The following is a 25,290-nucleotide window of genomic DNA, read 5'->3' as shown; positions in this document are numbered from 1 at the left end:
CCAGACCGGCGTTCATCATACTCGTCAGCGTCAAGGTCAGCCAGTTCGAGATAGGCCCAGTCATGAAGCCGCGCGCCTTTTGTGCCCTCAGCAGCCGACAGAGACTACAATTACCAACGCCCACACTCGGCGTTGGGCTATGAGACACCGGCAGCATATGCCGACAAACTTAATTCAGGAGAGGCAATCGCCAAGCTTGAACCAACCGCGCCAACTGGCGTAAGATAATCCATGGCTCTAAATCGGGTTGGATGAAAAATCAGTGGCAGGTCACCTGGGCCGAAATCACCCGGAAACAATATGACCGCAGACACCTGCGCTTTGCAAGCGATTGTACGGACGAGGAATGGGTGTTGATCGCGCCCTTCACTCAATGGGCCAGAGGGATGCAACGGGAGAGCGCAGCGTCTACCTTGCCAAGTGGTGTTGTCTGACAACACACATCTTGCGCTCTGCGTTATTTCTTCTTTCTCGGCTCATTTCCACTTTCGTAGCGGTCATGACCCGTCGCAAATTTGCTTCACAGAGTTCCAATGTTCTCTTGAAAATCCATTGTGCGAAGCCAATAGGGAATGGGGTTTTTCTAAATTCAAGTGTCTTTCGCACGAAGGGAAATTCCCTTACGAGACCTATTGCAATGCAACAAACGGCGAAGTTGGGCGGGAAGCAGACCTTCGCTGCGTCAAGCGCCGAGGCCTGCTGTGTGGACAAAGCGGCCTCTGGTATGTTTTGTAATTCACAGTGTCAGGTTTGGGCTGTTGTACAATTGCATTTTGTCTGCTGACTCTGAGACGCGAAATGACATGCTAGCAGCTCAACGAGGGATTGGTAATGGAGATAGGAAAGTTTCGGTTCTGGATCGGATCCGAAACCGAGAGGCTTTCATCTGTTTGGGTCATTTGGGACCACGCGGGCCAAGTATATATGACTTCAAAGGGCGTCGGTGGAGCGATAAAGCTCTCCGTACATGCCGCGATCAAAGGTAACCCGTCCTCGGACTTCGTTTGCCAGTTTGGTCTCACAGCTGAGTACCGGATGGGCCAAGATGCGGTTCGAGTGGGCACGACGCAACCCAATGTCCTTCGGTGGAAGAGGAAGCAGGCGACAGAGGGAGACGCGCACGTACTAGCCAGACTGCTCTTCCCCACCAACTATTTGTTAAATGCACAAGCTGCTCCAAAGAATAGACGGAAAAAGTTCCAGGCATTTTTCGAGTCTGCTCCTGCAGGGAGCTGCGTGTTGATACAGCTGATCGCACTGCCGAAACCGGAGGTCGACGGTGAGTACTGGAAGGCAAACGAGCCTGCCAGAACCATCATACACATGCCGCTTGGGCGTGCCGAACAGTGCGTCGTGGTCGGACAGAATGTTGAATTTGACCCAGGCTTGCCAATTGGGAAGCAGATCAGTTTGCCTCAAGATCACCTGCACCCGAGGCTTCAATCATTTGAGCCTGAGGAGGTAACGCGAGAACTTGGCGCAATTTTTCATTCGAGCCCCGAAGACTATGAATGCATAGACATTACGGATACTTCTGGGTTGCCAATGACAATGAACCTGCGGAAAGGTGCAGGGGACGAGACTACCATTCAGTCAAACGACCAATAAGGGCTTACTCTGGGGCCGCGAGGCCCCCAACAAAAAAGGGGAAGGTGTCAGCTCATCGGGATTGGCCGAAACTGCGCAAGGGATGGATGCCAAATGACCGAGACCGCGTTTCAGCGGGCTCGGTTCACGGCAGCGCGGCCCGAAGGCACGAGCCTAACAGAGAAATTTAGAGATAGGAAACCTGGCCTTCATCAAAAAGTCCTTGATCAATCAACTCGTGACCGGCAGCCCGTGCATCTTTTGAAAACAGTAAAATTCTCAGATTCTCTTCCGCTCTTGAGAAGCAGACATAAGCCAATTTCCGGGTAAAATCCATTTGTCGATCTGTCGGATTACCGGCGACCCCGGGCGTCAGAACTTTAGAGAAACTGTAGGCATTCCATGCAGCTTCGATGTCATCGATCATAACCAGCACATTTTTATACTCTTCGCCCTTCGAACCATGTTGGGTGCTGAAAGGCGAGTTCTCATCAAGGAATTCGATATAATTCTCCAGCTCGGCAGCTTTGAGAATGAAGAACTCATCCGCCAACCAGTCTCCCTTGTCGCGCTGATGTTCGTCGCTATCGCGATCAAACTCTCCCCGTTGTTCGCGGTTCAACTGATAGACAAGGCGCTCCGATAGTGGATAAAGGCCATGAGCTTCGCAGTACTTGAGGATATCCCTCATGGAGCCGTTTTCCCAAAGCTCATCAAGTTCACTTCCGTGCTGCGAAGCCCGGTCTAACATCTCTTTGAGAGATTTGGCCTTGTTCTGACCATCATCATCGAAGGCTGGACTAACCCTTCGGAGCGTCTCGATTGTCTTTTTGACATTATTGCTTCTAGAGGCTTGAACGAGATCAAATAATCCATCAATAAACGGCTTAAGCAAGTAGTGCGAACCTTCCTCATAATCTGACTGTGACCGCGAAGACGAAAAATCGCCGGTGAACAGTTTGTGCAACGTCACAAACCCCAGACGTCGGGCTATCATTCGCCGTGCCAAGAACAGTTGTTTGACAGGGGAGACATCTTTCCATTCCCACGCTGCCAATGCTTCGGAAAACTTCGCAGCAACTTCATCCAACTGCTCTGCCGTATAGGTCTTTCTCGGTCCTTCAGGGTCTGGAGCCTGTGCAACAGTGATAAAAACACTGCCTTCAATTCGTGCGTTCTCATCACCCGGCACCTGCTTTAGATCCACTCTAAACCTGTTGAGAAGATCAATGACGGAAGTGGAGCAGCGAAAATTCTCTTCCTTCGATATCTCGATGGAACCCTGCGGTCCCGCGAAGTTTTCCACGCGCTTATCGTAAATTTGCTGCATCGGATCACCAAAATATCCTACAATCGGCAACCCCGCTTTGGCACACACAGCGTTCAATGCCTCGACAACATGTGGAAACGTATCTTGCGCCTCGTCTACGAAAATATAGGGGTACTTGAAGCCAAGCCCTTTTTGCAGGATCGGCCTATTTGAAATTAGATAAGCAGCCACGTCGATCACATCGTCATGGTTCAAGATACATTTCGAATAATCGCTGATGACAGTTTCTTCGTATTTAACCGGGGGGCTTTCACCAAGAGCTTCCAGCTCCTGTTCCAGTCTAGCTAATTTTAAGCGGGCCTTTTTTGCCGTCTGGGATTGACCACCTTTATCATTACTTCGGGCATTTTCCATGTGCTGAGGTATTACGAACTCGCGCAGCGCCTCACGAATGGCATCCTGGAATCTAGCTATCTCATCCCAAAGGAAACCGTGTAGAGTTGAAACGTGAAACAGTTCATCAAAGCCAAGTCGCTTGGAAATCACATCGACTGCGCGATTGGTGTAGATGATACAGACAATGCGCTGCCCATTCTTGCGCATTTCTTTGGCCCGCTTTGCCTTGATTTTCTTAAGGGCTTCCACCAGAGAGGTTGTTTTTCCCGAACCGGCACCGGCAACGACAGAGAAGGACGTTTCGTTATCAATGCACCCGGCAATCTTTTTGTCGGCCTCTGTTGGTTTGAGAACCTTCTTCATTCGTCGGCACCTTGGCTTTGAGAAATACACTCATCAAGCCAACGCAAACCCTCAGCAATGTAGTGAGGCACAATCCATGATGCAATCTCAGCACTATTAGGGGCAGCTTCACCTTCCTCCTGTGGGGCTGGCGGCTCATAGGCCAGCACATCCATGGCAAATTCTGTTTTTTTGAATGTGGAGCTCTTAACTCTTTCCCACACAGCTCTGTGCAATTCCTCGGAGCCCTCAGGCAGATCAATGCCTATGCTCAACCCTCGCGGATTGAAGTGATTAAGATTCTCATAAACAAAAGCTTCTTCTAGCGTCCGCCCGTGGAAAATATGGTCTTCGCTATTCCAGTTCAGGGTCATGGGTTTTTGATAGGCTATGAAACGCATTCCATTGGCCTGCTGGCAATCATCAAAACCTTTCGCAGAAAGCTCACGCACTCCAGCTTCATCGAAGAAATATCTCAGCGTTGCGTTCGAAGACACAGCGCCGTCAGTTGTTGCAATGCAATTCTTTCTGTTATCTTGCGGGTCTACCGAGTCGATATCCGTGATAACCAAATAAGGGATTTCCAAAAATTCCAGAAGCCCGGCGAAGCGCATTCCGTATGCACCACCGACCTCCAGAACGGTGAGGTATTTCGTGTTGAGGGAACTCGCCGCCAGATCAATCATTCTTGGCAAAAGTAATTTTTCAACAGAACCTTCAACGAGCACTACCGCATCGGCAAAGAACAGATCGCAGTGCGTGAGCCTTAAATACTTCTTCAGAAATGATAGAGCCGCCAAAGGTTCAACGACTTGCCCATCGACGTCAATTGGATCGGGTTGGAATTGCCCTAAACTATGCACGGTGGTTCCGTGAAAGGTGTGACCATCTTCGCCATTGTCCAACGGTTTTCGCCGGAAATACCTTATCTTCGAAAAATCAACGGCATCAAGGATATGAGACGAATGTGTTGTAATCGTAAGTTGGGGCTTGGATTCCTCCTCGGGGGCACCAGCTGCCAAAACTTCCCACATCTGGCGAATGAACGTCTGTTGGACCTGCGCATGCAAGTGAACCTCGGGCTCCTCAACAAAAATTATCTGACACAATGGCCGATTGTCTTCGGTCGCTAGCCACTGTCGGTAGAAATGATCGATCTGAATAGCCATGAACACGAGATTCTTAAAACCTAGCCCATTGTATGCTTCGGGAAGCTCATGACATGTGCTTGCGTCAACGTAGAAGAGTTCGGTGCTCCCCCGTAGCGCCGATTCCGAACTGAGCGTCGAGACAACTTTCATGGCGCGATCATTATCGGAAGGTAGCCCAAGACCTCCAATCATCGCCATCAAGGGCTCGAATCGCTCACCGTAGTGCAGTGTCAGCCTTTCATTGTTCGCCTCGATCACCGCGACCGCTTCTTCGGCTAACTCCGCTTGTTCGAGGTTTCGCCGGTAATAAGTCGCAAATGCCTCAGACAACTTATTGCTTCTAGTGGCGTTTTCATCATCGATGTTTCTCTGCGCGTCAACACAGTCCACGCGGAGCAACGAGCTTAGAATCTTTTTCCCTTCTTTGGAATCGACAGGTGTCGCAGAAACGTTTTCACCGTCGCGCTCCAATGATGCAATCTTCACACTGAAGTGTTTCTTCAGATTTCCCTCTAGCTCAAGGAAGTGGCTCAATGCCCGCTTACGGTTGCCATCGTCCATTTTTGGAAAGGTGTTATCGAATTGCTTCCAGAGTTCTGCGGAGTCATCTACCGAAAATGAACACTGCACACCAATTTCAGAAAAATTAGCTGAAAGGTCTGTTGCGAGGGCAAAAACGCGTCCGAATGCGATAGACTCCGGATCGACATGGAACCAGAGATCAAGCTCAATACTAGGGAGATTGGAATCCTGTTCTGGATCGAAAGCATCAATTCCAGAGACACAATACACGGAGAAGTCATGGATTTTGAAGTCCCGGTTTCCGAGAAAACTCCGCATAATAGCAGTTGCTGATGTTTTCCCGCTGTTGTTCGGACCGACAAAGACAGTTTCCCGATCCCCAAAATCAATCGATACATCCTTTAGGCGACGAAAGTTCCTGACGGAAATACTGTTTAAGCGCATTTAATACCTCGTAATCTTTTGAAAAGATTAGCATTCTGGGGCGTGCTTTCAAAGATGTTTCACGTGCTATGCGCTGCTTTTGGTTGTTCGTTCCGTGGTGGTTGGATGGCGTGATGCTGTTTCGACCCCGGATGGGGCAGATCAGGCGCCAGTACGGGCGGAGAGTGGCGGGCTTGTTAGGGGCGTGACGCGTCTTTCGCGTGTCCGCTTTGGTGACACTGCGGCGCGGTGTTAGATCGCGTCGTGAAAGTCCGTTAAGGGGGGCCGAAAGTGATCAGGCAATTCTGATTATCTCGCAGGATGCTGCGGTATTTTCTTTCGTGCTAGGAGAAGTTGTGTCGTGAGGCGCATTAAGCATGGGTCATGGATCACCAAGTGTCACGGTGCGCCATGTCTGGATATGTTTGACTTCATCGGGTCGGCGAAGCTTCAAATGTCCATAATCGCCCATTGCAGGAAATCGCAACGTCACATTGATATAATCTGTTTTACCGCATTTCGAGCACGGAAACGGGACGTTGCGGGCGGTGTTGTCCGGGTTTAGTACATTGACCAGATCAGACGCTAAAAAATAGATGGCCCGTCGGCATAAATTGCATTTTACCAGTATCAACTGCCCCGCCTTGGCAGCATCACACAAGCGATGCTCCTTCTTGCCAGGATGGCTATGTTCACGTCGATAAGAGGGAGGCATTCATGCGCCGAGTCATTGGAGTTTCACATAAGAACAAAGAAGGAACATTGCATGCCTTGCGAGGCCGCGCAAGAACGCGTAGATTTTCTCTATGTGCAATCTTTACTCGGTCACGACCAATCGGCAGGCAATCAAAGATTTTGTCAAAGCCGTTAGCGTTGCAGAAGGCGTTGGCAATTTCCCGCCGATACCGGTTGTCTTCCCCGATTATACCGCGCCAATTGTGCGAAATTTTGAAAATCAGCGTCAGCTTTCCATGGCGCGATGGGGCATGCCGTCACCTGAATTTGCGCTTATCAGTAAAAAGACCGGGAAAAAGAAAGGCACGGATAAAGGCATTACCAATATCCGAAATACTAAGAGCCCGCACTGGCGCCGATGGTTCGGGGTCGAAAACAGGTGCGTAGTGCCGTTTAACTCCTTTAGTGAAAACGAAGTCTTGTCGGATGGGTCGCGCCCGCCTGTCTGGTTTGCGGCAAATGATGACAGGCCGCTACAATTCTTTGCCGGAGTTTGGACAAATTGGACAGGCGTAAGAAAACTCAAGGAAGGTGAAATCTCCGCAGATATTTTTGCGTTTTTGACAACGGAAGCCAATAAGGAAGTTGGTGCTATTCATCCAAAGGCCATGCCGGTGATTTTAAGAACAAGCGAAGAGGCTGATATCTGGCTGAATGCACCATGGGTCGAGGCCGTTACTTTACAGCGGCCTCTGCCTGATAACAGTCTCAAGATTGTTGCGCGCGGCGCTAAACCAGATGGGCTGGAATTAATTTAATTGATTTCAGCAATTTTGTTGTGGCGGCGAATGAGATTGATAAACGACCGCCTGAATGCTGGGTCGCGTATTTCATGAACGATAAGGCCATAGCCAAAAATCGTTTCATCATCATCCAAGCTTCGCGGCTCTGATAATAATTGCCTGCCCGTCAAAACGGCACGCGCATCACACAAAAAATAACTCACTGGCTGATCCAAGGAGATAGCGGATTGTAACAATTTGGATGATGAAATCCTGTTCTTGCCAGACTCATATTTTTGAAGTTGTTGGAATTTGATACCAATTTTTTCAGCTAGAGCGGCTTGCGACAGACCTGCCTCAAGGCGCGCCTTCTTTAGGCGTTGCCCGATTAGCTTTTCAATATCTTGATCTACCAGACGCATTTCAGGCCTTCAAAAGCGCATGAAACCGGAGGAAAGCCTACACACCCCAAATCGCTTTCGGCTGGCTTTCCCCCGATCTGCACAAGCGATGGGGAAATATCGCATTGTTCTGTGAAATTGGGTGATGGTTTTTGTTTCGCTCATCAAAAGATAATCGCAGATCTCCGGATCAACGCTCAAGAAAAACCATGCCATAGGCAGCATTTTGTGCGTGTTGCGCGGTTGCCAGCGTAGCACCGTTGCGCTCCACGCAAATTCTGGCGTAACTCTTGAAAGTGGGATTTGCGCAGGACGCAATTCAGCAATCAGATCAAGCCACGATGCATTCTGGCTGACGCGTCCTGATGTTGAAGTCCGGAATTTCATCCTGCCCCACATTGGTCATTCCGATGCGCTCATAGAATGCGGACAATGTTGGATAGTTTGTTTCGCTGGTATTCAGACACACGACATCATGACCGTCTTCAAACAACTTACCCATCATGAGATTTGCCACGCTACGGCCTCTGCCATTGCCGGCATGTTCCGGGAACAGGGCGATGTTCTCAATCTCAATCGGGTTTTTCGGGCCTACCGCCGAAAGAAACGTCCTGACAATGTTTTGATGCGGGGTTACAGCGATGCAATAGCCAATCTGTTTTCCAGCCTCGACAAAATCAAACAAGAGAGGTGGCCTGGCAAATCTGAACAATTGAGTTAGGTGGATTTTCTGCTCCCAATCCGGCAGCATTGTCGGGACGAAGGAGCGAAGATGACGAGACGACCCAGACGGAACCACAGCGCTGCATTTAAGTCGAAAGTCGCATTGGCGGCCTTGAAGGGTGACAGAACGATGAGCGAGTTGGCCTCGCAGTTCGATCTGCATCCTAATCAGATCAAGCAATGGAAAGATCATCTGCTCGACGGCGTGATGGAGGTTTTCGACGATAGATCGAACGCGCACAAAGCGCCTGAGATCGATGTCAAATCCCTGCATGCGAAGATTGGCCAGTTGACGCTTGAAAATGATTTTTTAGAAGGAGCGCTCGACAAGGCCGGTCTTCTGCCGAGCGCAAAGAAATGACAGATCGTAATCACAAGCTGAGCCTGACGCGGCAAGCCGATCTGCTGGGGATCAGCCGTGGCAGCCTTTATTACGAGCCGCGCCCGGCCAGTGGATCGCAACTCAGTCTGATGCGCCGAATTGATGAACTGCACATGGCATATCCGTTTGCGGGCAGCCGGATGCTGAAAGGGCTGTTGCGGCAAGAGGGCTTCACCGCTGGGCGGCTGCATGTCGCAACCTGCATGAAAACCATGGGTATTGAGGCGCTCTACCGCAGGCCAAACACCTCAAAGCCTGCGCCTGGCCACAAGATCTACCCCTACCTGCTGCGCAAGCTGGCGGTGACGCGCCCCAATCAGGTTTGGGCGACGGACATTACCTACATTCCCATGGCACGCGGCTTCGTCTATCTTGTCGCTGTTTTGGACTGGTTCAGCCGCAAGGTGCTGGCTTGGCGACTTTCGGTCACGCTGGAAACCGCGCCTTGCATTGAGGCACTCAACGAAGCCATCCACAAGTTTGGCAAGCCGGAGATCATGAACAGCGACCAGGGCAGTCAGTTTACGTCCATCGACTTCATCAAGGCGCTGAAGGACGTGGACATAAAGATCAGCATGGACGGTAAGGGTGCATGGCGTGACAACGTCTTCGTCGAGCGGCTGTGGCGCAGCATCAAATACGAAGAGGTCTATCTGCGCGCCTATGACAGCGTGTCGATCGCCCGCGAAAGCCTCGCCAGATATCTGGCTTTCTACAACACAAGGAGACCGCATTCATCGCTGGAAGGACTAACCCCCGATCAGACATATAATATCAAGCCAAGGCCGACCATGGTCGCGGCATAAACGGGCGGAAAATCCACTTAAGAAACGGCTCGAAACTGTTCAAACAAACCGAACCACCTCACAAGCGCATATTTTGATTTTTGATCCGCGCGGTTAAAACATCAACATCATAAAGTTCCTTGTTGATCCAATTCCACGGAATGCGCGACACACGGTCAACAATATTCTTCGGATTTGGGGTGACTTCAACCAATCTGTGTTTCGCGCTGATGCCACGCGCATTGAACTGGTCCCTGGTCTTCAAGAAATGCGTGCGTTTGATCGTCTGGATCATCATTTTGGCTCATGCGTCAATTGCCACTGCAAGCTGAACTGCTTTTTCAGGGACTCGGCAAAACCAGCATTCTTGATAACAACAACCATGACGTCGTTATTCTCAAACGTGGCAATGCCCACCTTGTCGCCGTAGACAAAGGTAGCTGTATCATTGAAATGTTCGGGATTTATCCAGCGATATTCGCAATAGGACGCGCCGAAAAATGTGCCGTCACCTTCCGCAAAAATAACCCGGTATCTAAACTGATCGGGCTTCTTGTCTTTCAACGCCATCATACGTTCTTGTTGAACTTTGACGAAGTCAGCACCCAAAGCGCCGATCACAAGGTGCGATGCGGCGTTGTAAAGGCATATCTCGCCGCCAACCTTTCGGGCTGTTTCGTAAATATCGTCATAAAATTGGCGGAACTCCGCGTTTCCACGATAGACCCGAACACCCGAAGGGATTTGCCGAACCCCATTGTGATCGGTAAATTCGACGCCGCGGGTTTCATAGAAATTGACGAGCTTCGCAGCATGCGGGCTTGAAACGTTGCCCTTTCCATTTTCGATATTGGAAATAGTTTTCGGGTCTACGCCAATATTCTCAGCAACGAATTTTTGCTCGAAGCCCGCCAAACCTCTTGCTGCGCGTAATTGTTCTTTAGTAATCATTGTCTATACCGGAATTTAATTTCTATTATTACTATATATTAACCATTCTTTAACCATATATCTGTAGAAAGTACAACATATTATTAATTTACATATTTATATATTTGAGACACACGGGGGTTTATTATGAGTAATACTATTAGAAATACTGAAAAAGAAGACAATGAGGCGCTCAGAGCAGAGCTTGAAAAACGCTATGGCGAGGCTGTGGCGCAGGAAATCATGGATCAAATCGAACGCGCATCGGCGGAAACGACAGTGCCGGACTATATGCCCTTCAAAGCCAGCACTGAAATGCTGGAGCTGTTCCGGGGCGAAGCGCAGGACTTATCCAAAGAGTTGAGAAAAATGCGCCGCAGCCGCAAAGAGAGCAAAATCGCCTATATTGCCGAGCGCACGCTTGAGATCGAGTTCAACCGTGTCTTCCGGCTTTACTGGACAAGCATGAAACTGCACCACGCTTTATACCACAAGGTTAAAACGGCACTGTCAAAGCCGTCATACCTTTCAAGTCGGCTTTCCCCGCAAACGTCTGGCACTCCCCTGTGCCAGGCGTTTGCCGCCTGATCAGATGATGGGGGCCGCAATGAAAAAGAAACAGAAAAACAAATTCAATGTCGATCTGGGCTTTCGTGTCCGGCAGATACGAAGTCTCAACAAATTGTCGCAAGAGGTTCTGGGCGAGAGACTGGGCGTTTCAACCCCGACAATGCAACGCTATGAAGCGGGTGAAATCCCTTTGACTGCGGAGGCAATCGGCAAATGCGCCGCATCGCTGAATACGCCTGTCGGTTTTTTCTATGGCGAGACTGACCAGCATCCGGCAGCGTCGAACACGAACAAAGTCGGCTTGTTGCTGGCGGCTGAGATCATGGAGTTGCCGGACGAGAATATCCGCAAAAGCGTTTTTCACCTTGTACGCTCAATTATCCGGTGGGATGAAAAACGCAGCAAAGACGCGGCGTAGACATTCACCAGTTACATTTCCGGTTTGAAAACAGCCTGAACGCCTGTGGTTGATGGGATGATGGCTGGCATGGCATTGGCAGCAAAAGCGGCTGTCATGTCGGGCGCTGGTGATGGTGATGGTGGCTCGTATCCCACAATATGCATTCCAATTTCTGGCGGCATCGCGTCCAACAAGTCAGCATCCAGTTCCTCAAGTCGTTCTTCTGTCAGCCCGTCCTCAGAAGCTTCGAGCCGTGCAGCGTCAACTTTTTCCTGAAACTCAAGTAGTTCTTGCCGCTCTTGGCTAAGCTGGCTTCGCTGTTCATCCAGTGCGGAAAAGCTTTCCCAGGTTGGATGTGTCGCGTCAATAAGATCAGAATCCAATTCCTCCGGGCCAACCTCTTGTCCGAATTCATCAAACACCTGAGCACCATCTTCAGTTTTGAAAACACGCCTTCCATCTTCCATGACATGAGCGCGTGCCAGCAGATCATTTATCTGGGCGGTGATTAAATCCAATGCCGCTTGATTTTCCATCAACGCAAATACGGTTGCTTCGTCGTAGCTGTCCAGTTTGGCTTCAAAGGCCTCAATTTGAATTTGTGTAGCCATTACGGTTTCGGCGGCGGTAGCAAGTATGTTGTCATCCAATTTCTCGGCGACGTCTTCCCGCCTTTCCCTATCCTGACGTGCCTTAATAAACCAACGCTGTTGGCCCGCCTGATTTATGCGGCTGTCCTTTTTGTCTTTGAAATGATCACCTAACTGAACCAAACTTATTCCCCGCATTCTTTCTTGATCAACACAAATAACAACGGCCCTGCCGGTTTATCGGGATGACGGTCAAACCATGAATCAATCGACCTTTGGAGATCGATACCACCGTTATAAAACCAGTCATAAATGCACTTCATTCCTACATTGCTTGGATTATCCCGTAACCAGCGGGAATAGGCCAAACCCTCAACAACGCCTGCCAGATACCCTGTTCTTTGATCGTCGTTCATCTTATTCATAATATCACCGGCATTTTGCGCCTTTGCGGACTCAACACCACTGAATCCAAATATACATAAAAGTATCATTGCAGATATTTGTTTATAATTACTTAATATATTAATTTTTCTATTCAACATAATCGGTCATTATTGTAGAATTTGATTCTTATGCCTTGGTTTTGTTATAATTGAATTGTAATCGTGCAATTTCAATGGCTTGGCTGGACACAATCCCGGCACTTCCTCACAAATTCAGGATCACACAAAAAGGACCGATTTTGTTGGTTGGCTTGTCACCGACCATATGTAGCTAACGCATTGAAAAACATGATATATGGATATCTCCGGGTCAGTACAAAAATGCAAAGGCCTGATCGTCAAATCGAGGGGCTGAAAGGCTTATGTGACGCGTTTTTTGTTGAAGTGCTATCTGCGGTATCGGCAAAACGGCCAATATTCGAAGAAATCGTTCAAAAGCTACAGCCCGGCGATACGTTTCTTGTCTGGGATTTGGATCGGGTTTTCAGGACGACATATGACGCGATTGTCTATGAAAAAGAATTTCGGCGGCGCGGTATCAAATTCAAAGCCATGAACATGAACATCGACACAAGCACGGCAGATGGAAATCACGAATATCAAAGCAGAGCGGCAGCGGCGGAATGGGAACGGCGTAAGATATCGGAGCGCACGATTGAAGGCCTGGTCATGGCACGCAAGCGGGGAAGCCGGTTAGGCAGGCCGCCCAAAATCACCGATGAACAGGTGCGCCACGCAAAAGCAATGATTGATAACTCTGATACATCCATCAAAGATGCGGCGGCTTCGTTGAAAGTGCACCCATGGACGCTATCCCGCAGAATGCGGGCTTTACCAACGGAGCGGACGTTCCATTAGGGCCAGGACCAGTAAACGGCTAGGTGCGCATAGAGCTTATTCCCACATTGCAGTATTTTGAGTTACTCCCCAAATGTTGGAAGGTTCTGGGGTAGCTTAAATTGCTGTTTGCGCCTGCTGATCGGGTTGGCTGGTTTCATTTATCTGCGGGTAAAGCACGGCTGGTGGTTTGCCGCCAATGGCTGAATGTGGGCGCTTGGGTGGATGAATCTGTTGAGACGTCAAAACCACAATCATCGCGCCGACATGTTCATCTTCCGTTCCTTCTTTGAAAGTGGTATATATTGAGGCAGAGCCCGATTCGGGCACAACAAGTGGTAGGAGACCAGCGAAATGGCCCGGAAAGGCAACAAAGAAGTCACGAGCGCAAAGGCTGCGACAGCCGCATCCAAGGTGCTCAGTAACCCTAGTTCCAGCAAAGCTGCAAAGACGGCAGCGGCGTCCGCTCTCACACAGCGGCCAAACAAGAAGTAAGTTTGAGCGAGCCAAGCGCTCGCTCATTCTATCCAATTTTGGATCATACATTCCAATCGGTAATTTACGCCGCTGCTACCGTCATATTTTGGTTATGAATAATGGCCCCAGATATCGAGGCTAGTCCTCAAGCCGCCTGTCGAAACTCACTGCCTGATGCCGAATGACGGTGCTGGCTCCCAGGCCACACCATAAATCATCAAAATTCTGGCAAATCGAGTTGGTTTAAGCTATAATTGCTGTATGAAAGACGATGTTCTCGAGACAATTCAAATTAACGTTTATCCGTGGGCTGTGCCGACAGATGCGCAAAAACGCGCCTTTGATAAGCTTTCAACCGAAGAAAAGCGTCAGGCTCTGGAAGACGCCATTGAAGAAGGCTTTTCAAGTGGTGTCAGCGATAAGTCGATGAGTGATATCATCGCAGAGGCAAAAGCCGATATCAGGGATGGCGCATAGACTATCCCGGCGGGCAGAACGCGACCTCAAAGATATTTACACGCACACATTTAAAACGTTCGGCGAAGGGCAAGCAGATAAATATCTGCATGAACTTGATGCCGTTTTTGAAATCATTGGTGACAACCATAAAATAGGTCGTGCCTATTCTAAACGCACGTTCCAATTTGTGCATGGAAAACACATCATTCTATACCGGGTTGAAAAGCAAATTGCCCTCATTGGACGCATTCTACATGGCGCGCAAAATCGGAAAGACTCATAAAAAATCCCTTTTACTGCGGACGCAGAGAACCGCCCGTTGGTGGAAACCAACGGGCGGTTTTTATTTAGTGACTGCTATTTAAACAGCTTCTTGAGGGCTTTGCGGCTGTCCATGGCTTCTATGCCGCCTTTTTTAGTGTAGGCGGTCATGGGGAAACTCATATAGCCCGGTTGCCAGTCCTGCTTGCCATTCTTGCGCTTGCCGCTCAAGCCGTCCTGAATGATCTGTTTCTGGACTTTGGCGGTCGAGGCGACATGCGCGTCTGCCGTGCTCTTTCCAGCGACTTGTTTGACAATGGTGTTGAGCGTTTCCTTGTCGCGCAACAGATCAAAGAAGGTTTGATCTGGTTGCCAGTGCTTCGCCATATCAACACCAAGTTTTTCGCCCAAAACTTCAACAAGAGCAGAATTGCTTGGCAGGGTTTCGGCAACGACAAAGGTCAAAACAAGATTGACGCTGGCATCGTCCAGTTCCATCAGCTTGGCGACTATGGCGTAAAGATCAGGAGTTTTACCCCAATCGGTTTTGCGCGGTACGATGGGTTCGCCCTCTTCACCAGAAAGGTCTAACAGACTCTGTACCCGTTCGCGCTCTGCCTGAAACACGCTTTCCGCCTTATTGGTTGCAAGGCTTTCTGCAATAGCGTCCGTATTGGCCTTCTGCGGGTCGGCCTGAACAGTCCATAGGCTTGACCCCGCAATCATCTGCGCCACTGCCAAACGCAGGGCAATACCCTGATGTGAGAGTAGTTCTGTTCTCACGGCGCTGTGACGATGCAAGCCCAGATAATTCTGCATGGCTTTGGTAATCTCGGCCTTTTGTATGTCTGCCATAACTTCGCCAGCTTGAACTTTCTTCTGGCGCTCGGTTTCCTCTCTGGTCAGATAACTCTCATGGAATGTCACTTCGCCATTGGTGGCAATCTGGACATAGATTCTGCCGCCATCTTTCTTGGTGGCCTTGGCATATTCCCATTCGTTCCAATACTCACCGATATCCAGAATGATGACCTCCTGCCAACCATTGGCAAGATAGGTTTCCTTTGCGGCGGCAATGGCCTGATTTTGTAACGTCCAGAAATTCGTTGCATCATCAAAATAGCTGGCGTCTTCAAACAGATCAGACACGCTTGCGCCTTTGTAATTTGCGACATCAAACAGGGCATTTTCCAGTGGAATATTTGCGCCGCCAAACAACCAGCTTTTAAGGCTGTGACCTTGCGGGGCGTGTTGATCTTCGCTCTTGAACAAATCCCACCATAATTTTTGTTGTTTGGTGGTTGCCAGTGTCAAGGCGCGAAGTGTTCCTGCGTTAATCTCAGCCTTGCGGTACGCGCTCAATATCGGTGCATATAGATTGCCAAGGGCAAGGCGCTGTTTGACCTGCCTGTCGGTAATGCCGAATTGCAGGGCAATATCTTCAATGCTTGTCCCTTGTTTTGCCAGCGCTGAAAAAGCCTTGTACTGGTCAATTTCATCCATCGGCAGACGGGCAATGTTTTCCGCCAAGGACGCCTCTATCGCTTTGGCATCATCGCCCTCTTGCATGACAATGCACGGCACAGGCTCAATCTCGCCTTGTTGCGCTAATTTGCTCAAAGCATGAAAGCGCCGCTGTCCTGCGACAACTTCAAACCCTTCACAGTTGGCACGTACCAGCAATGGCTGGATAATACCAAGCGATTGAATGCTGGCTTCAAGATCGGCGGTGTTTTTAGCGCCGATTTTGCGGACATTCAGTTTTGTGGTTTTCAGATTTTTCAATTCAATATGTTGTAGTTCCATGGGTCTTCTCCTTGGGTGTTTAGGTTTTTAAAGGGCGCGGAATTGCACCATCGAGGCCAACCAGCGATTGAACTCTGTGCTGCAATCCCTATTCCTGAAACCCGTCGAGAAATGCCACGGCACGGGCGGCTTGTGCCGATGCCTTGAATATGAATTTCTTGTTGTTTTTGAGCGCCGCCAGCCAACTCTTGATGTAAAGCGCGTGATCTTCGCGCGGGGTCTGTACGATTGCGAGTTTGGAACACAGAAACGCCGCGCCAAGTTCGGCAATCAATTCCTCAAAGGCGTATTTTTCGCGGTCTTGGCGGTTTTTTGCCTTGTCACGGTCAAGGCGTTTGGGCGCGCCTGTCCAGTGGGTCAGTTCATGAAACAAAGTCGCATAATAGTTTTCTGTGGCGGTGGCCTGCGGCGTATCCAAAAAAGCGGCAGTATCAGGCAGATTGATAAAATCGCCGCTGCGTCGATAGAAGGCACTTAACCCGCCATGGCGAATGTCTGCGCCCGTCTGGGTGCAATAGCGGTCTGCATGGTCAATGCGGGTGACAAGATCAATTTTTGGCTCTGCGCCGCTTTCCTGATGGTCGTAGCCGTCCACCTGACTGGCATTAAACACGGTATAGAACCGCATCATCGGTATGTTGAATTCTTCCGGCTCGCCTGCGCTGTTTTCTGCGGTCTTTTGAAGCGTTTTGAAAAAGATAATCGGGCTTCCCTTTTCGCCTTTTCGAACCTGTGCGCCCTTGTCCTTCCATTGTTTGAAGGTCGCCCATTGATTGGACTCAAACCCGTTCACCTGCTGGTCTACCCAAAGGGACGGAATATTGATGCCTTGATACTGGTGGTCTGTTGTGGGGTTCGCTGGTAATCCCTGCGCCGCCAAACCGGCAAAAGGGGCTTGGTAGTCGTCCAGATTTACCTGATCTAGAACGGATATAATCTTGTCGGTAATCTCTTGGTAAATATCTCGCTTGGTCATTGTGTCCTCACTTGGTTTTGGTTTCAAAAGCGAGGATTTCTTTTGTCACTACCCCGCACATGAAACCTTGCCCAGCGGCGAGCGCCCAAAATCCAAAACGAAAAAAGCCGCCTCCGGTTTACCGGGGGCGACCTGATTTGGGCGTCGTTGTTCACGCACAAAAATATTTCAACTTCTGTTGTGGGGGACCGTTTAGCAATTCCCCGAATGCCCCCGCATTTGGCTGGAATTGCTTACGGGAAACAGTGGTTGAAATATTTTTGGACTTGAATAAAGCTTGTCTTAGGTTTCCATGTCCGGTGTGCCGGGCATGGCATAAAGCGGCGGCCTAATTGCCGCCTCATCAGATCTGCTAAACGCCGTCAACAACGGCACCATAAAAATGAAGTCTACCAGGAGCCATCCTTGACATGGCGGGACGTGACGATCGGTGCTTCAAGGTTCCCGGTGTTCCCGCAGGAGCGGCCAAAGCCGCAGGATCGAGACCACCCTTGGAGCGCTGGCTATTTGATCTCTTTTTGTCAGGGATCGTGACCCGAATGGGACGAAACAGCTCTGCTGGTTCGGTTTCGCTTGGCAAGGCACGCGCCTAGAGAAATAGTGCCCGCCCGGACAGAATAAATTACTGGCCCTCGATTTGGCTTGCGGCAGTATTTGGCGTCTGGTTGCAATAGATCATGACAAGTGTTTAGAATGGAAATTAGATGCGGACTTCGCATTTTGCCTTCAGCAAAGGATCACTAATGTCTGACTCTGATGACAACGCTTTGGCAAAGTCGGCCAAGAATCCTTCGACAGATTTGGCGACCAATAATTCTCTCCATCTGGGTGGTGTCGAGAAGCTTGATCTTAGCGGGCTATCACAGAATCAGATTGAAGAGCTCAAACATCAATACCACTCCGGTATGATTGATATTCACAAAAAAGCTCAAGAGTTAAAAGTCGATGCGGCAGCGCTTGACGCCGTGCTTCACAATTTCAATGACCAGACTGAACGCGCAACTCAAGCTGGAAACAGCGCCACTATTACGCACACCCAGACCACATCAATTGGCAGGACGGAAATCATTATCGGCAATACCGAAAAGGCGGCACAAGGAAAAATTTCTCGCTCAGGCTCCGGTTTACCCGACAACATGCCGCTTATCATCGGCATCATTGCCGCCGCAGCTGTTATTGTTGCTCTTGTTATGAACTAGATCGGATGATGAAGAAATTCTTCCATCTTCGCACTAATGAAGACTTCAATAAGGTGCGATTTGATCTGAATGAGGCTCTGGCGAATTCCCAGCTTTCCGCAAAAGACAGGCACAATCTGGAGGAGCAGACGGAATTGATCCTCAAGCAATTCATGCTGCAACTTTCGCTCCCGAATGCGCGAAAGGTTTTTTCGGAACAGAATCTCAGTGGCGATGGATATAAACTACGTTTTGTTTTGAACACCGAAGGCCCAACATTATTGGACAAACTTCGCAAGCTTTTGGGCATCTAGAGAAATGGCTCGTTACAGTCGAGGACGCACGCGATATTCCCGATCAAGCAACAACGGGCGGGAAGCCGCCCGTCGTCACATAGATGAAGCAGAAGCATTTTCTCGCGAGATGGGTGGCACCGACAAAGATGTGAAGGAATATTTTTTCAATCTTGATGGAAAAACTCTCGATACGATTTTGCAAGAATACGGCAAACAATACGGTGAGATAAAAGAAGAATACGCCAGACAAACATTTTCCGATTGGAAAGCCGGTGCCAGGCGCATGTCGGGTCTTGTTGCTAAAAGGCTTTTTGACTTACTGCCTCCAAGAATGCCGCTATCAAAAAAGTATGAGCTAGCTGAAAACGTTTGGGTACATTTCGGGCCAACATCCAAATATGACGTGACCATTGGCCCGACGGCGGATGTTAACTCGGTGGCGGGACTGGTCTCAAAACGCCTTGATGACAGCGTTTCGCATTATGAAGTGCCTGACAATGTTAAGCGGCGTTTCGCTTGGCTCACAAGCGGCGACGTCAAAGTGCAAACAGATATGCTGAACCACTTCAGGCAACTTTCAAAAGAATTGGCGGCCAGTAAAGTCTTAGCAGAAATTCCGGTGCTTCAGCGGCAGGTGCTGGATCATGCCGATACAACCGGCATTGCAAAGTCGGTTTTGCAGGTTCACAAACACGAAATATCCATTTGGATTGATCCGGACATAAACGATGTTATCCAGGAGGACACACGTCCAAACCAGCCTCGATTTGACCGTTCTACGTCGGAGTATTCATGGGTTTGGTGGCTAGTGGGGCTTGGTATTTTACTTTGGGTTTTATTGAAATGAAGATTTGTTTTAAGGTCATTATTGCGCTGTTGAGTTTGGCATTCACTACTCACATGGCGCATGCCATCGATATTTCCGGACGCGCAAAAATATCGGACGGCGATACAATCGAAATAGGTTCGCAAGTGATCCGGCTGCACGGGATTGACACGCCCGAAACAGGCCAACGATGCGCATTGCCGAATGGTAAAACCTGGCCCTGTGGCAAAGCCGCGCTTGAGTATGTCAAGGAATTGGTCGCAGATACGCAAGTGCGATGCACAGGCAACGAATTTGATGAATATTCAAGGCTTCTGGCCATTTGTGAGACAGGCGAAGGCTTAGAGATCAATCGCAATCTGGTCGATGTGGGATTGGCCTGGGCGTTTGTAAGATTCAGTGACGATTATGTTGCGCAAGAGCGAGATGCCCGCGCAAAAAAGATTGGGGTCTGGCAGTATGAGACAGACGCTCCATGGAAGTTCAGGGAAGCGCGCTGGCAAGTCGCCCAACAAACCGCACCAGACGGCTGTCCCATAAAGGGCAACATTTCCAGAAATGGCCAAATTTACCACACGCCGTGGAGTCGGTATTATAACAAGACCAAGATTTCACTGGAACGAGGGGAAAAATGGTTTTGCTCCGAGGATGAAGCGCTAAAAGCTGGATGGCGCGCGCCCTTCAATTGAACCTGAGATTTCAAAACAGTGTAGTGGTTATGACAGATGCGGATATGGCTCTTCATGGCTTTCGTGACAGTCTAAGCCAATCTGTCCATTAGGCGTTGATGGCCAACAAGCCGGACAATCATGAATTTAGCAGTATTGGGATCATCCCCACCGGGACTGATAGGGGAGCCTGACACTGCCCAATTTGCTTCCAACTCAGTGAATTATTTTAGTTTTTATCTTCTTGGAGGGAAAGCATTATGAAGCACTCAGAGACTTTGTACATTCCAACTGAAGGTAAGGAAGAAGACGAATCGCCCTGGGTTGGTACCATCGACGCACCCACGCCTGACGACACTTCATTCCGGTTCAACCTCTCGCGGCATGTTGACCCCAAGAATATGTACGCGACTGATCCATTAACGAATGCGCCCACTGTGATCGCACTGCTTGATCATCAGCGCCAGTGCACGCTCGTCCGCCCGTTGGTCTTCCGTGTCGATCCGGGCAGTCTTGATGTCATGAACGTGGCCCAGCGAACTCGGGTGGAAGGTACCTGTCAAGCAATCGTTGATGGGCTCGCGATCACGGACCCAACAGAAAAAGTCTTTCTAGCGCTGCGCTTCGAGTCGCCGGCGCTAGGCGCGTGGTATTCAGGTCGAGCTTTCAAGAAAGTACGGGATGACGAAACCCGAACAGAATCTCTGATCGCTTCACCACCACAAAGCACAAGCTACCAAATCCCCGATATCGGTTTGGCAAGTGTGGAAACTCAGGTGCGCATGAGATCAATTGATGAGTGTGAGGAGGTCCGGACATCGACCGTTTTCAGTATGACTTTCAATGATCCGCAGAGTCTAGAAGGCATTCAAACACTCGCTTTCGACTTCGAACGTCTGTTTGGCTTCCTTATTGGGCACCGTGGAAAGATGCCTGAATTCCGCATTCAGCACAAAGAAAAGTATGAGCTTGGCCAACGTACACTCCATCACGAAGGTGTACTGCGATTGGGTGGCGTTCAGTACAAGACCGAGGTTATCCCACATTTCTCTCGCAGAACCACTCAGCTGAGTTTTCCGACGAACGACTTCGGCGATATCCTCGAATTTTTTGCCAAAAATAGAGACAAAATGCTCCATCGCATTCATGCAGTAGAGCTAAGCCTGCAATTTCAGAGCGATCTAGTAGATCGTTTCAATGGAATGATGCCTGTTCTTGAGAGGGACATGACAAAGCGCTACATCGAACCAAAAGAGGAATCATACCTTGATCGAAAGGGAGCCTTCTTCGATTACATTGAAAGCGCGCCGGACGACGGCATTAAAGAATTCTCGAGGAAACACATGCGGTTGCAGGATGAAAAAAATCCCTCTCTGGCCACATGCATCGACCGTGCAGTGATCTTTCTAAACAGCAAAGGGTTCCGCTTTCCAACTGATCTTGGTAAACGATTGTCCAAGAGGCGGGGCAATCTGTTTCATGGCGGCAATTCGTTGAAACTAGATGACGTACCAAACCTCTATGAAGAGGTTCGCGCTGCGACTGGTTTGGTCCAATTGCACATATTGTTAGATCTTGGTATGGACATTGCGCTACTTGCGGAACATCACTCAGGCTTGCCTGACATTGAGCCGTTCCTTAAACCTTGCCCCTCTTAAAGAAGAAACGACGCCAACTGGTAGAGTCGTATAATAGCTGCTATCTGCTGGATCAAGCGGATGGTGGCGGGAGTATCAGCATGGTGCCGCCGTAGGCCAAATACGGGTTGCCCCCCAAGTGAGCGGTGCAAGATTCTGTCAGCAGAAATCGCGACCTACTCTTTTAGGTCCTCTTGAAAGCGTTTTAATATCTCGGCTTTGAACTGTTCGGCCTCAGGTGCCTGATCTGCAAGCCTACCAAACGCAGATTTGAAGCCTTGATCGGTCGTGTCGTCAACGCCGCCCTGCTCAACCAGAAACAACAAGAACATGTGATAGAGGATAAAAAGCCATGCTCCATGCGAGTCCGCATTATTGCTCGAAGGCGCTTCACGTCTGAACAGATGGAGTAGATATGAGGCATGACCAATATGCTCGAACTCCAGCAGATTTACGAAGTTTGAAATTGCAATGCAGGTGTTACCGCGTATCTCCTGATCTTCCGGGTTTCGTCTCATAAATCTGAAAGTGTCAGCCAGGACGGGTCGAAACAAAGAGGGATCTTCAAGCGGATATTTCGCAATGAGTGACAAGGCCAGTTCGCACTGTGCCCTGTCGATTTCGAGTGAAGCTGGCAGTTTTGAAACAAAGCTTTTCTGGAATTCATAGATTTTCAAAGCGTCTTTCAAATTAAGGTCTTGAACCCCCACGATCAGATTCAAACCACCATCGATAACGCACTCCGCGACGTAGGGTGTATTTTCATCCGGCTGCATGCGGTTGAAAAACCAAAAGCATTCCATGGCATATTCGCGATGATGCTTTGCCAATGCAGTGACGATATTGAAGATTAGTTCCGGCTTGGAATTTTGATATTCCTGAAAGTCGAGATCAATAACTTTCCTGAGCAGATCAAAAGCTGCTTCACAAGGAAAATCAGAAGCCATGCGTTCGATAAACTCTGCGAACCATGGAGCCAGCGTGGTTGCAAAGTCGAGCAAATGCCTCCGCTCAAAGCGCGAAGCTGATTTCCAGTAATCCAGGACGAACAATTCGCCAAGAATATCCGGTTCCAATGGCGGAACGTCGTCAATAATAGAGTCGCCGTAAACCGAAGCAAGCCTTTCCAGGGTTTGGTTCCCACTCCAGACGGGCCAGAAGCCTTGCATCTCGTGAGTTGACATCGGCTCCACCCACTTTGACGGAAAACCTCCGGTCGTTGTTGCACAAGCACACAAATTCACATCAAGATGGTCAACGCCACCCTGGTTCCAATATCGTTTTTCATGTTGCAGTACATTTTCAACAAGTGCGTAGGCGTCCCAGTTTCGCGGATTTTCTCCGCGCCGGTATGCATCCCCGAGAAAGGCGGCATAAAGCGGCCTGCAATGGTGATCAATGCGTTCAAGCTCAGTAAGTACCTTGTCCTTGGCTGGCAGTCTTTCTGGCGCGTCACCGCAAATATGCTCGATAATCGGCCAAACATCCTCTGGCGGCTCCAACGCCCCGTCTTCTGGAAACCAGGTTTCATCAATTTTGACGCTTTCGGATTTGCCTCGGTGAGTGATCTTATCGAACCAGGTCCCTGTCAGATCGCGTTCAAGCAGAAGAAGTCTGACCTTTTCTTTGATATCATTACGCAGCGAAAGCGTCCGCAGGATCGTTGCGACGGTATCAGCGTGCCGGGCCGCATAGTCGATAATCATGACTGTTGGTTTTGAAGGTTGCCAATTGAGCCAATCAAAACCCTTTGCCTCGTCAAGTGACAGGAAGCCTATTGGATTGCCGTCAAGGCGCTCTCTTTCAATTGCATATTCCAAAGCCATGCGGCTTTTTCCCGTTCCACCGAGCCCGTAAATCAGGTGCCAGCAAAAGTTGATTTCGCACTGTCTGAATCTCTCCAGTTGATCAAAGGTTTGCCGATCATTGATGAACGGGATGGCGCGCGACCGATACAAAAATCGGGTTTCGTCTGATATTTTGGTGAGAAACAGTGACAGTTTTGGTTGGTTTTTGATCTCCGAAATTTCGGCCCTGAGGGATTTGGCCCGCCTTTCTGGGACTTTTCCGGGATGCTCAAGACGTTTTTCAATGGCGCTTGCCGTTGCTGGCTGTTCTGATTCTATTTGACATTTCTCAGGCTCCCAGTTGCAGACAGCCAAAAAAGTTTTTGGTTTAAAAAGAATTTTGTCACATTCAACTGCGATGAATTCAAAACTGGGGTGTTTTTTACACAGCAGATAAATAGCAAAAGCCAGTTTTGTTGATGCTTTTTGTCCTGCGCGAAGCGCCTTAATCGTGTCTACGGTACGTTCCCCGTGATCATATCCCGTTACTTCTCTTAGAAGGGTTCGGAAGTCAATTTCGCGCTCAGGTTGGCCTTTAAATGTGACCGCAATTTCGCGTCCGATATATTTTTTGAATTTGATAAATTTCGCATCGTTACTCTCAAAGAGTTTGTCCAAAATCGATGAAAATTTGTCTAGTTCGGTGGCGGCGGGTGTTGCAATCACGCATTTTCCGATCAAGGAATTACAATTCGTTCCAAGCTAGCAAAAGCGTAATGCGCAATAAATATCAAGTCATTGATGGTTTTGGTGCGCCGGATTTTTTGGGCAGCTGAACGCCATTTTCCCAAAAATCTTCCTTGGTAAGTTTGCCCGTTTGAGGATCAAAATACTGAACGGCACCGGCACCAATCCGATGAAATTTTCCCCACTTTTCAAAATGCAGTTCTTCCCGATTTCCGGTGAACAGGTTGGTTACTTCATATGAAGGATTATCGCCATCTCTGTGACCATTCCCGTCAATAGACCACTGTCTTACACAGACAATACCCGTGACCGGAGAGGTGATAATTTGAGACGGTAAATCATTCGCGCGGTGCAATTCCCCTGCTTTCATCCATCGGGCTTGTTCGCGAATACGGGTCTTGGGGCAAAAGAAGGCCATTGCAGGTCTATCGTCCGGCGCTTCAAACTCATTTTGTTGATTTCGCCAAAACTCTCTAACTGTGCAACCCGTTTCGGGGTCGAGCCAGATTTCAATTGAATATTCTCCTGCCTGTTTGAATAATTTCACTCATTAGCATAGCATTTTTCATTCATATTTTCAAATACCTCATAATTATCATGATGTTAGCGTTGTTATTTTTCATGATTATTCATCTTTAATCATCTGTCAAAGCCATGTGATCTCTCTAAAATGCAGAGGTAGAAACGGTTGATTTTGGGTGATTATCTCAATCATTCAACCGTTTTGAGAGCCTCAATTGCCTCTGTTGGCAAGGCAGTTTTGCGCTGATTTCAAAGCCAACTGAAGGAAGCTAAAATGCGTAACAACACACTCAATGAATACCTGCTTGGTCAAGCAGGCTGGTCTACAGGCTCGCTCATAAACGCGCTGGGCCAGCAAAATAGTGGTCATTCAAAGACCTAAAATCGAGGCCGCTGGAAAACGGCGATTTTCCAGCGGCTGATACATTCAATCCAACG

Annotated in this window: 27 protein-coding genes and 1 pseudogene; 14 read left to right on the top strand and 14 right to left on the bottom strand. The window is 49.1% G+C overall.

From position 1 onward, the window contains the following. Positions 1 to 81 precede the first annotated feature (81 nt). Positions 82 to 174 (top strand): annotated as a pseudogene (locus RAL88_RS21740) (integrase core domain-containing protein); the annotation flags it as partial. A gap of 657 nt (positions 175 to 831) precedes the next feature. Beyond that, positions 832 to 1,608: a hypothetical protein gene (locus RAL88_RS16465; RefSeq protein WP_306264939.1), complete on the top strand. Its 777-nt coding sequence runs from the start codon at positions 832 to 834 to the stop codon at positions 1,606 to 1,608. Positions 1,609 to 1,774: 166 nt separating this feature from the next. Here the strand turns inward: RAL88_RS16465 and RAL88_RS16460 are convergent, their stop codons facing one another. The 3 genes from RAL88_RS16460 to RAL88_RS16450 form a co-directional block, all read right to left on the bottom strand. After that, positions 1,775 to 3,616, bottom strand: coding sequence for a UvrD-helicase domain-containing protein (locus tag RAL88_RS16460; protein WP_306264938.1), 1,842 nt, complete (start codon positions 3,614 to 3,616; stop codon positions 1,775 to 1,777). Beyond that, on the bottom strand, positions 3,613 to 5,712 hold the full coding sequence (locus RAL88_RS16455; RefSeq protein ID WP_306264937.1) for an ATP-dependent endonuclease: 2,100 nt from the start codon (positions 5,710 to 5,712) through the stop codon (positions 3,613 to 3,615). The genes RAL88_RS16460 and RAL88_RS16455 overlap by 4 nt, the downstream gene beginning before the upstream one ends. Before the next feature lie 361 nt (positions 5,713 to 6,073). After that, on the bottom strand, positions 6,074 to 6,352 hold the full coding sequence (locus RAL88_RS16450) for a hypothetical protein (RefSeq protein ID WP_306264936.1): 279 nt from the start codon (positions 6,350 to 6,352) through the stop codon (positions 6,074 to 6,076). 145 nt (positions 6,353 to 6,497) lie between these two features. On the opposite strand from RAL88_RS16450, the gene RAL88_RS16445 reads away from it, so the two are divergent. Further along, complete coding sequence (locus RAL88_RS16445; protein ID WP_306264935.1) at positions 6,498 to 7,184, top strand: SOS response-associated peptidase; 687 nt, start codon at positions 6,498 to 6,500, stop codon at positions 7,182 to 7,184. Here the strand turns inward: RAL88_RS16445 and RAL88_RS16440 are convergent. After that, positions 7,181 to 7,570 carry a helix-turn-helix domain-containing protein gene (locus tag RAL88_RS16440; protein ID WP_306264934.1) on the bottom strand — a complete coding sequence of 130 codons (390 nt, stop codon included), beginning with the start codon at positions 7,568 to 7,570 and terminating at the stop codon, positions 7,181 to 7,183. The two genes, RAL88_RS16445 and RAL88_RS16440, sit on opposite strands and share 4 nt — an antisense overlap. 310 nt (positions 7,571 to 7,880) lie before the next feature. Next, a complete protein-coding gene (locus RAL88_RS16435; protein WP_306264933.1) occupies positions 7,881 to 8,300 on the bottom strand; it encodes an N-acetyltransferase in 420 nt (139 codons plus the stop codon). A gap of 21 nt (positions 8,301 to 8,321) precedes the next feature. Here RAL88_RS16435 and RAL88_RS16430 point away from each other — a divergent pair. Beyond that, positions 8,322 to 9,460 (top strand): IS3 family transposase gene (locus RAL88_RS16430; protein ID WP_306264932.1). Its coding sequence is split into 2 segments (ribosomal slippage): positions 8,322 to 8,577 and positions 8,577 to 9,460, totalling 1,140 coding nucleotides; the frame shifts between segments, so codons are not numbered across the junction. Between the two features lie 58 nt (positions 9,461 to 9,518). Here the strand turns inward: RAL88_RS16430 and RAL88_RS16425 are convergent. Together RAL88_RS16425 and RAL88_RS16420 are read right to left on the bottom strand one after the other, a co-directional pair. Next, positions 9,519 to 9,734: a hypothetical protein gene (locus RAL88_RS16425; protein WP_306264931.1), complete on the bottom strand. Its 216-nt coding sequence runs from the start codon at positions 9,732 to 9,734 to the stop codon at positions 9,519 to 9,521. Beyond that, a complete protein-coding gene (locus tag RAL88_RS16420) occupies positions 9,734 to 10,390 on the bottom strand; it encodes a helix-turn-helix transcriptional regulator (protein ID WP_306264930.1) in 657 nt (218 codons plus the stop codon). The genes RAL88_RS16425 and RAL88_RS16420 overlap by 1 nt, the downstream gene beginning before the upstream one ends. Before the next feature lie 126 nt (positions 10,391 to 10,516). Here RAL88_RS16420 and RAL88_RS16415 point away from each other — a divergent pair, with 126 nt between their 5' ends. Together RAL88_RS16415 and RAL88_RS16410 are read left to right on the top strand one after the other, a co-directional pair. Next, a complete protein-coding gene (locus RAL88_RS16415; RefSeq protein ID WP_306264929.1) occupies positions 10,517 to 10,957 on the top strand; it encodes a hypothetical protein in 441 nt (146 codons plus the stop codon). Positions 10,958 to 10,976: 19 nt separating this feature from the next. Further along, entirely contained in the window at positions 10,977 to 11,357 is a 381-nt protein-coding gene (locus RAL88_RS16410; RefSeq protein WP_306264928.1) for a helix-turn-helix domain-containing protein, read from the top strand. An 11-nt stretch (positions 11,358 to 11,368) separates the two neighbouring features. Here the strand turns inward: RAL88_RS16410 and RAL88_RS16405 are convergent, their stop codons facing one another. Next, complete coding sequence (locus RAL88_RS16405) at positions 11,369 to 12,112, bottom strand: hypothetical protein (protein ID WP_306264927.1); 744 nt, start codon at positions 12,110 to 12,112, stop codon at positions 11,369 to 11,371. 2 nt (positions 12,113 to 12,114) lie between these two features. Then, positions 12,115 to 12,474 (bottom strand): hypothetical protein, encoded by a 360-nt coding sequence (locus RAL88_RS16400; RefSeq protein ID WP_306264926.1) that lies wholly within the window; start codon positions 12,472 to 12,474, stop codon positions 12,115 to 12,117. 189 nt (positions 12,475 to 12,663) lie between these two features. Here RAL88_RS16400 and RAL88_RS16395 point away from each other — a divergent pair, with 189 nt between their 5' ends. Then, on the top strand, positions 12,664 to 13,233 hold the full coding sequence (locus RAL88_RS16395) for a recombinase family protein (RefSeq protein WP_306269725.1): 570 nt from the start codon (positions 12,664 to 12,666) through the stop codon (positions 13,231 to 13,233). Positions 13,234 to 13,329: 96 nt separating this feature from the next. Here RAL88_RS16395 and RAL88_RS16390 read toward each other — a convergent pair whose 3' ends face one another. Further along, positions 13,330 to 13,734, bottom strand: coding sequence for a hypothetical protein (locus RAL88_RS16390; protein ID WP_306264925.1), 405 nt, complete (start codon positions 13,732 to 13,734; stop codon positions 13,330 to 13,332). A gap of 216 nt (positions 13,735 to 13,950) precedes the next feature. Here RAL88_RS16390 and RAL88_RS16385 point away from each other — a divergent pair, with 216 nt between their 5' ends. Then, the gene (locus tag RAL88_RS16385; protein ID WP_306261318.1) at positions 13,951 to 14,166 is read left to right on the top strand and encodes a hypothetical protein; all 216 of its coding nucleotides are present in this window, start codon (positions 13,951 to 13,953) and stop codon (positions 14,164 to 14,166) included. Then, complete coding sequence (locus tag RAL88_RS16380; protein WP_306264924.1) at positions 14,156 to 14,431, top strand: type II toxin-antitoxin system RelE/ParE family toxin; 276 nt, start codon at positions 14,156 to 14,158, stop codon at positions 14,429 to 14,431. The genes RAL88_RS16385 and RAL88_RS16380 overlap by 11 nt, the downstream gene beginning before the upstream one ends. 74 nt (positions 14,432 to 14,505) lie before the next feature. On the opposite strand, the gene RAL88_RS16375 is transcribed toward RAL88_RS16380, so the two are convergent. Beyond that, positions 14,506 to 16,215: a ParB/RepB/Spo0J family partition protein gene (locus tag RAL88_RS16375; protein WP_306264923.1), complete on the bottom strand. Its 1,710-nt coding sequence runs from the start codon at positions 16,213 to 16,215 to the stop codon at positions 14,506 to 14,508. Positions 16,216 to 16,303: 88 nt separating this feature from the next. Then, positions 16,304 to 17,191, bottom strand: coding sequence for an ArdC family protein (locus tag RAL88_RS16370; protein ID WP_306264922.1), 888 nt, complete (start codon positions 17,189 to 17,191; stop codon positions 16,304 to 16,306). 743 nt (positions 17,192 to 17,934) lie between these two features. On the opposite strand from RAL88_RS16370, the gene RAL88_RS16365 reads away from it, so the two are divergent. The 5 genes from RAL88_RS16365 (at position 17,935) to RAL88_RS16345 (ending at position 21,817) form a co-directional block, all read left to right on the top strand. Continuing rightward, on the top strand, positions 17,935 to 18,390 hold the full coding sequence (locus tag RAL88_RS16365; RefSeq protein ID WP_306264921.1) for a hypothetical protein: 456 nt from the start codon (positions 17,935 to 17,937) through the stop codon (positions 18,388 to 18,390). Positions 18,391 to 18,398: 8 nt separating this feature from the next. Next, complete coding sequence (locus RAL88_RS16360; RefSeq protein ID WP_306264920.1) at positions 18,399 to 18,683, top strand: hypothetical protein; 285 nt, start codon at positions 18,399 to 18,401, stop codon at positions 18,681 to 18,683. Positions 18,684 to 18,792: 109 nt separating this feature from the next. Further along, positions 18,793 to 19,512, top strand: a complete 720-nt coding sequence (locus tag RAL88_RS16355; protein ID WP_306264919.1) for a hypothetical protein — start codon at positions 18,793 to 18,795, stop codon at positions 19,510 to 19,512. Then, complete coding sequence (locus RAL88_RS16350) at positions 19,458 to 20,180, top strand: thermonuclease family protein (RefSeq protein WP_306264918.1); 723 nt, start codon at positions 19,458 to 19,460, stop codon at positions 20,178 to 20,180. Before RAL88_RS16355 ends, RAL88_RS16350 begins: the two co-directional genes overlap by 55 nt. 239 nt (positions 20,181 to 20,419) lie before the next feature. Then, on the top strand, positions 20,420 to 21,817 hold the full coding sequence (locus tag RAL88_RS16345) for a hypothetical protein (protein ID WP_306264917.1): 1,398 nt from the start codon (positions 20,420 to 20,422) through the stop codon (positions 21,815 to 21,817). A 155-nt stretch (positions 21,818 to 21,972) separates the two neighbouring features. Here RAL88_RS16345 and RAL88_RS16340 read toward each other — a convergent pair whose 3' ends face one another. Further along, the gene (locus RAL88_RS16340) at positions 21,973 to 24,309 is read right to left on the bottom strand and encodes a hypothetical protein (RefSeq protein ID WP_306264916.1); all 2,337 of its coding nucleotides are present in this window, start codon (positions 24,307 to 24,309) and stop codon (positions 21,973 to 21,975) included. Positions 24,310 to 24,373: 64 nt separating this feature from the next. After that, positions 24,374 to 24,877: a hypothetical protein gene (locus RAL88_RS16335; protein WP_306264915.1), complete on the bottom strand. Its 504-nt coding sequence runs from the start codon at positions 24,875 to 24,877 to the stop codon at positions 24,374 to 24,376. Between the last annotated feature and the right edge of the window lie 413 nt (positions 24,878 to 25,290).

Origin of the sequence: Pararhizobium sp. IMCC3301 (assembly GCF_030758315.1) — a bacterium.
In the GTDB taxonomy this organism is placed as follows: Bacteria; Pseudomonadota; Alphaproteobacteria; order Rhizobiales.
This window is presented reverse-complemented; position numbering and strand designations above follow the sequence as displayed.

Bases quoted from the DNA above. Each gene is read 5' to 3' on its own strand.
- RAL88_RS16465 (WP_306264939.1), top strand. From the start codon at position 832: ATGGAGATAGGAAAGTTTCGGTTCTGGATCGGATCCGAAACCGAGAGG.
- RAL88_RS16460 (WP_306264938.1), bottom strand. From the start codon at position 3,616: ATGAAGAAGGTTCTCAAACCAACAGAGGCCGACAAAAAGATTGCCGGG.
- RAL88_RS16455 (WP_306264937.1), bottom strand. From the start codon at position 5,712: ATGCGCTTAAACAGTATTTCCGTCAGGAACTTTCGTCGCCTAAAGGAT.
- RAL88_RS16445 (WP_306264935.1), top strand. From the start codon at position 6,498: ATGTGCAATCTTTACTCGGTCACGACCAATCGGCAGGCAATCAAAGAT.
- RAL88_RS16440 (WP_306264934.1), bottom strand. From the start codon at position 7,570: ATGCGTCTGGTAGATCAAGATATTGAAAAGCTAATCGGGCAACGCCTA.
- RAL88_RS16435 (WP_306264933.1), bottom strand. From the start codon at position 8,300: ATGCTGCCGGATTGGGAGCAGAAAATCCACCTAACTCAATTGTTCAGA.
- RAL88_RS16425 (WP_306264931.1), bottom strand. From the start codon at position 9,734: ATGATCCAGACGATCAAACGCACGCATTTCTTGAAGACCAGGGACCAG.
- RAL88_RS16420 (WP_306264930.1), bottom strand. From the start codon at position 10,390: ATGATTACTAAAGAACAATTACGCGCAGCAAGAGGTTTGGCGGGCTTC.
- RAL88_RS16415 (WP_306264929.1), top strand. From the start codon at position 10,517: ATGAGTAATACTATTAGAAATACTGAAAAAGAAGACAATGAGGCGCTC.
- RAL88_RS16410 (WP_306264928.1), top strand. From the start codon at position 10,977: ATGAAAAAGAAACAGAAAAACAAATTCAATGTCGATCTGGGCTTTCGT.
- RAL88_RS16400 (WP_306264926.1), bottom strand. From the start codon at position 12,474: ATGTTGAATAGAAAAATTAATATATTAAGTAATTATAAACAAATATCT.
- RAL88_RS16395 (WP_306269725.1), top strand. From the start codon at position 12,664: ATGATATATGGATATCTCCGGGTCAGTACAAAAATGCAAAGGCCTGAT.
- RAL88_RS16390 (WP_306264925.1), bottom strand. From the start codon at position 13,734: ATGAGCGAGCGCTTGGCTCGCTCAAACTTACTTCTTGTTTGGCCGCTG.
- RAL88_RS16385 (WP_306261318.1), top strand. From the start codon at position 13,951: ATGAAAGACGATGTTCTCGAGACAATTCAAATTAACGTTTATCCGTGG.
- RAL88_RS16380 (WP_306264924.1), top strand. From the start codon at position 14,156: ATGGCGCATAGACTATCCCGGCGGGCAGAACGCGACCTCAAAGATATT.
- RAL88_RS16375 (WP_306264923.1), bottom strand. From the start codon at position 16,215: ATGGAACTACAACATATTGAATTGAAAAATCTGAAAACCACAAAACTG.
- RAL88_RS16370 (WP_306264922.1), bottom strand. From the start codon at position 17,191: ATGACCAAGCGAGATATTTACCAAGAGATTACCGACAAGATTATATCC.
- RAL88_RS16365 (WP_306264921.1), top strand. From the start codon at position 17,935: ATGTCTGACTCTGATGACAACGCTTTGGCAAAGTCGGCCAAGAATCCT.
- RAL88_RS16360 (WP_306264920.1), top strand. From the start codon at position 18,399: ATGAAGAAATTCTTCCATCTTCGCACTAATGAAGACTTCAATAAGGTG.
- RAL88_RS16355 (WP_306264919.1), top strand. From the start codon at position 18,793: ATGGGTGGCACCGACAAAGATGTGAAGGAATATTTTTTCAATCTTGAT.
- RAL88_RS16350 (WP_306264918.1), top strand. From the start codon at position 19,458: ATGGGTTTGGTGGCTAGTGGGGCTTGGTATTTTACTTTGGGTTTTATT.
- RAL88_RS16345 (WP_306264917.1), top strand. From the start codon at position 20,420: ATGAAGCACTCAGAGACTTTGTACATTCCAACTGAAGGTAAGGAAGAA.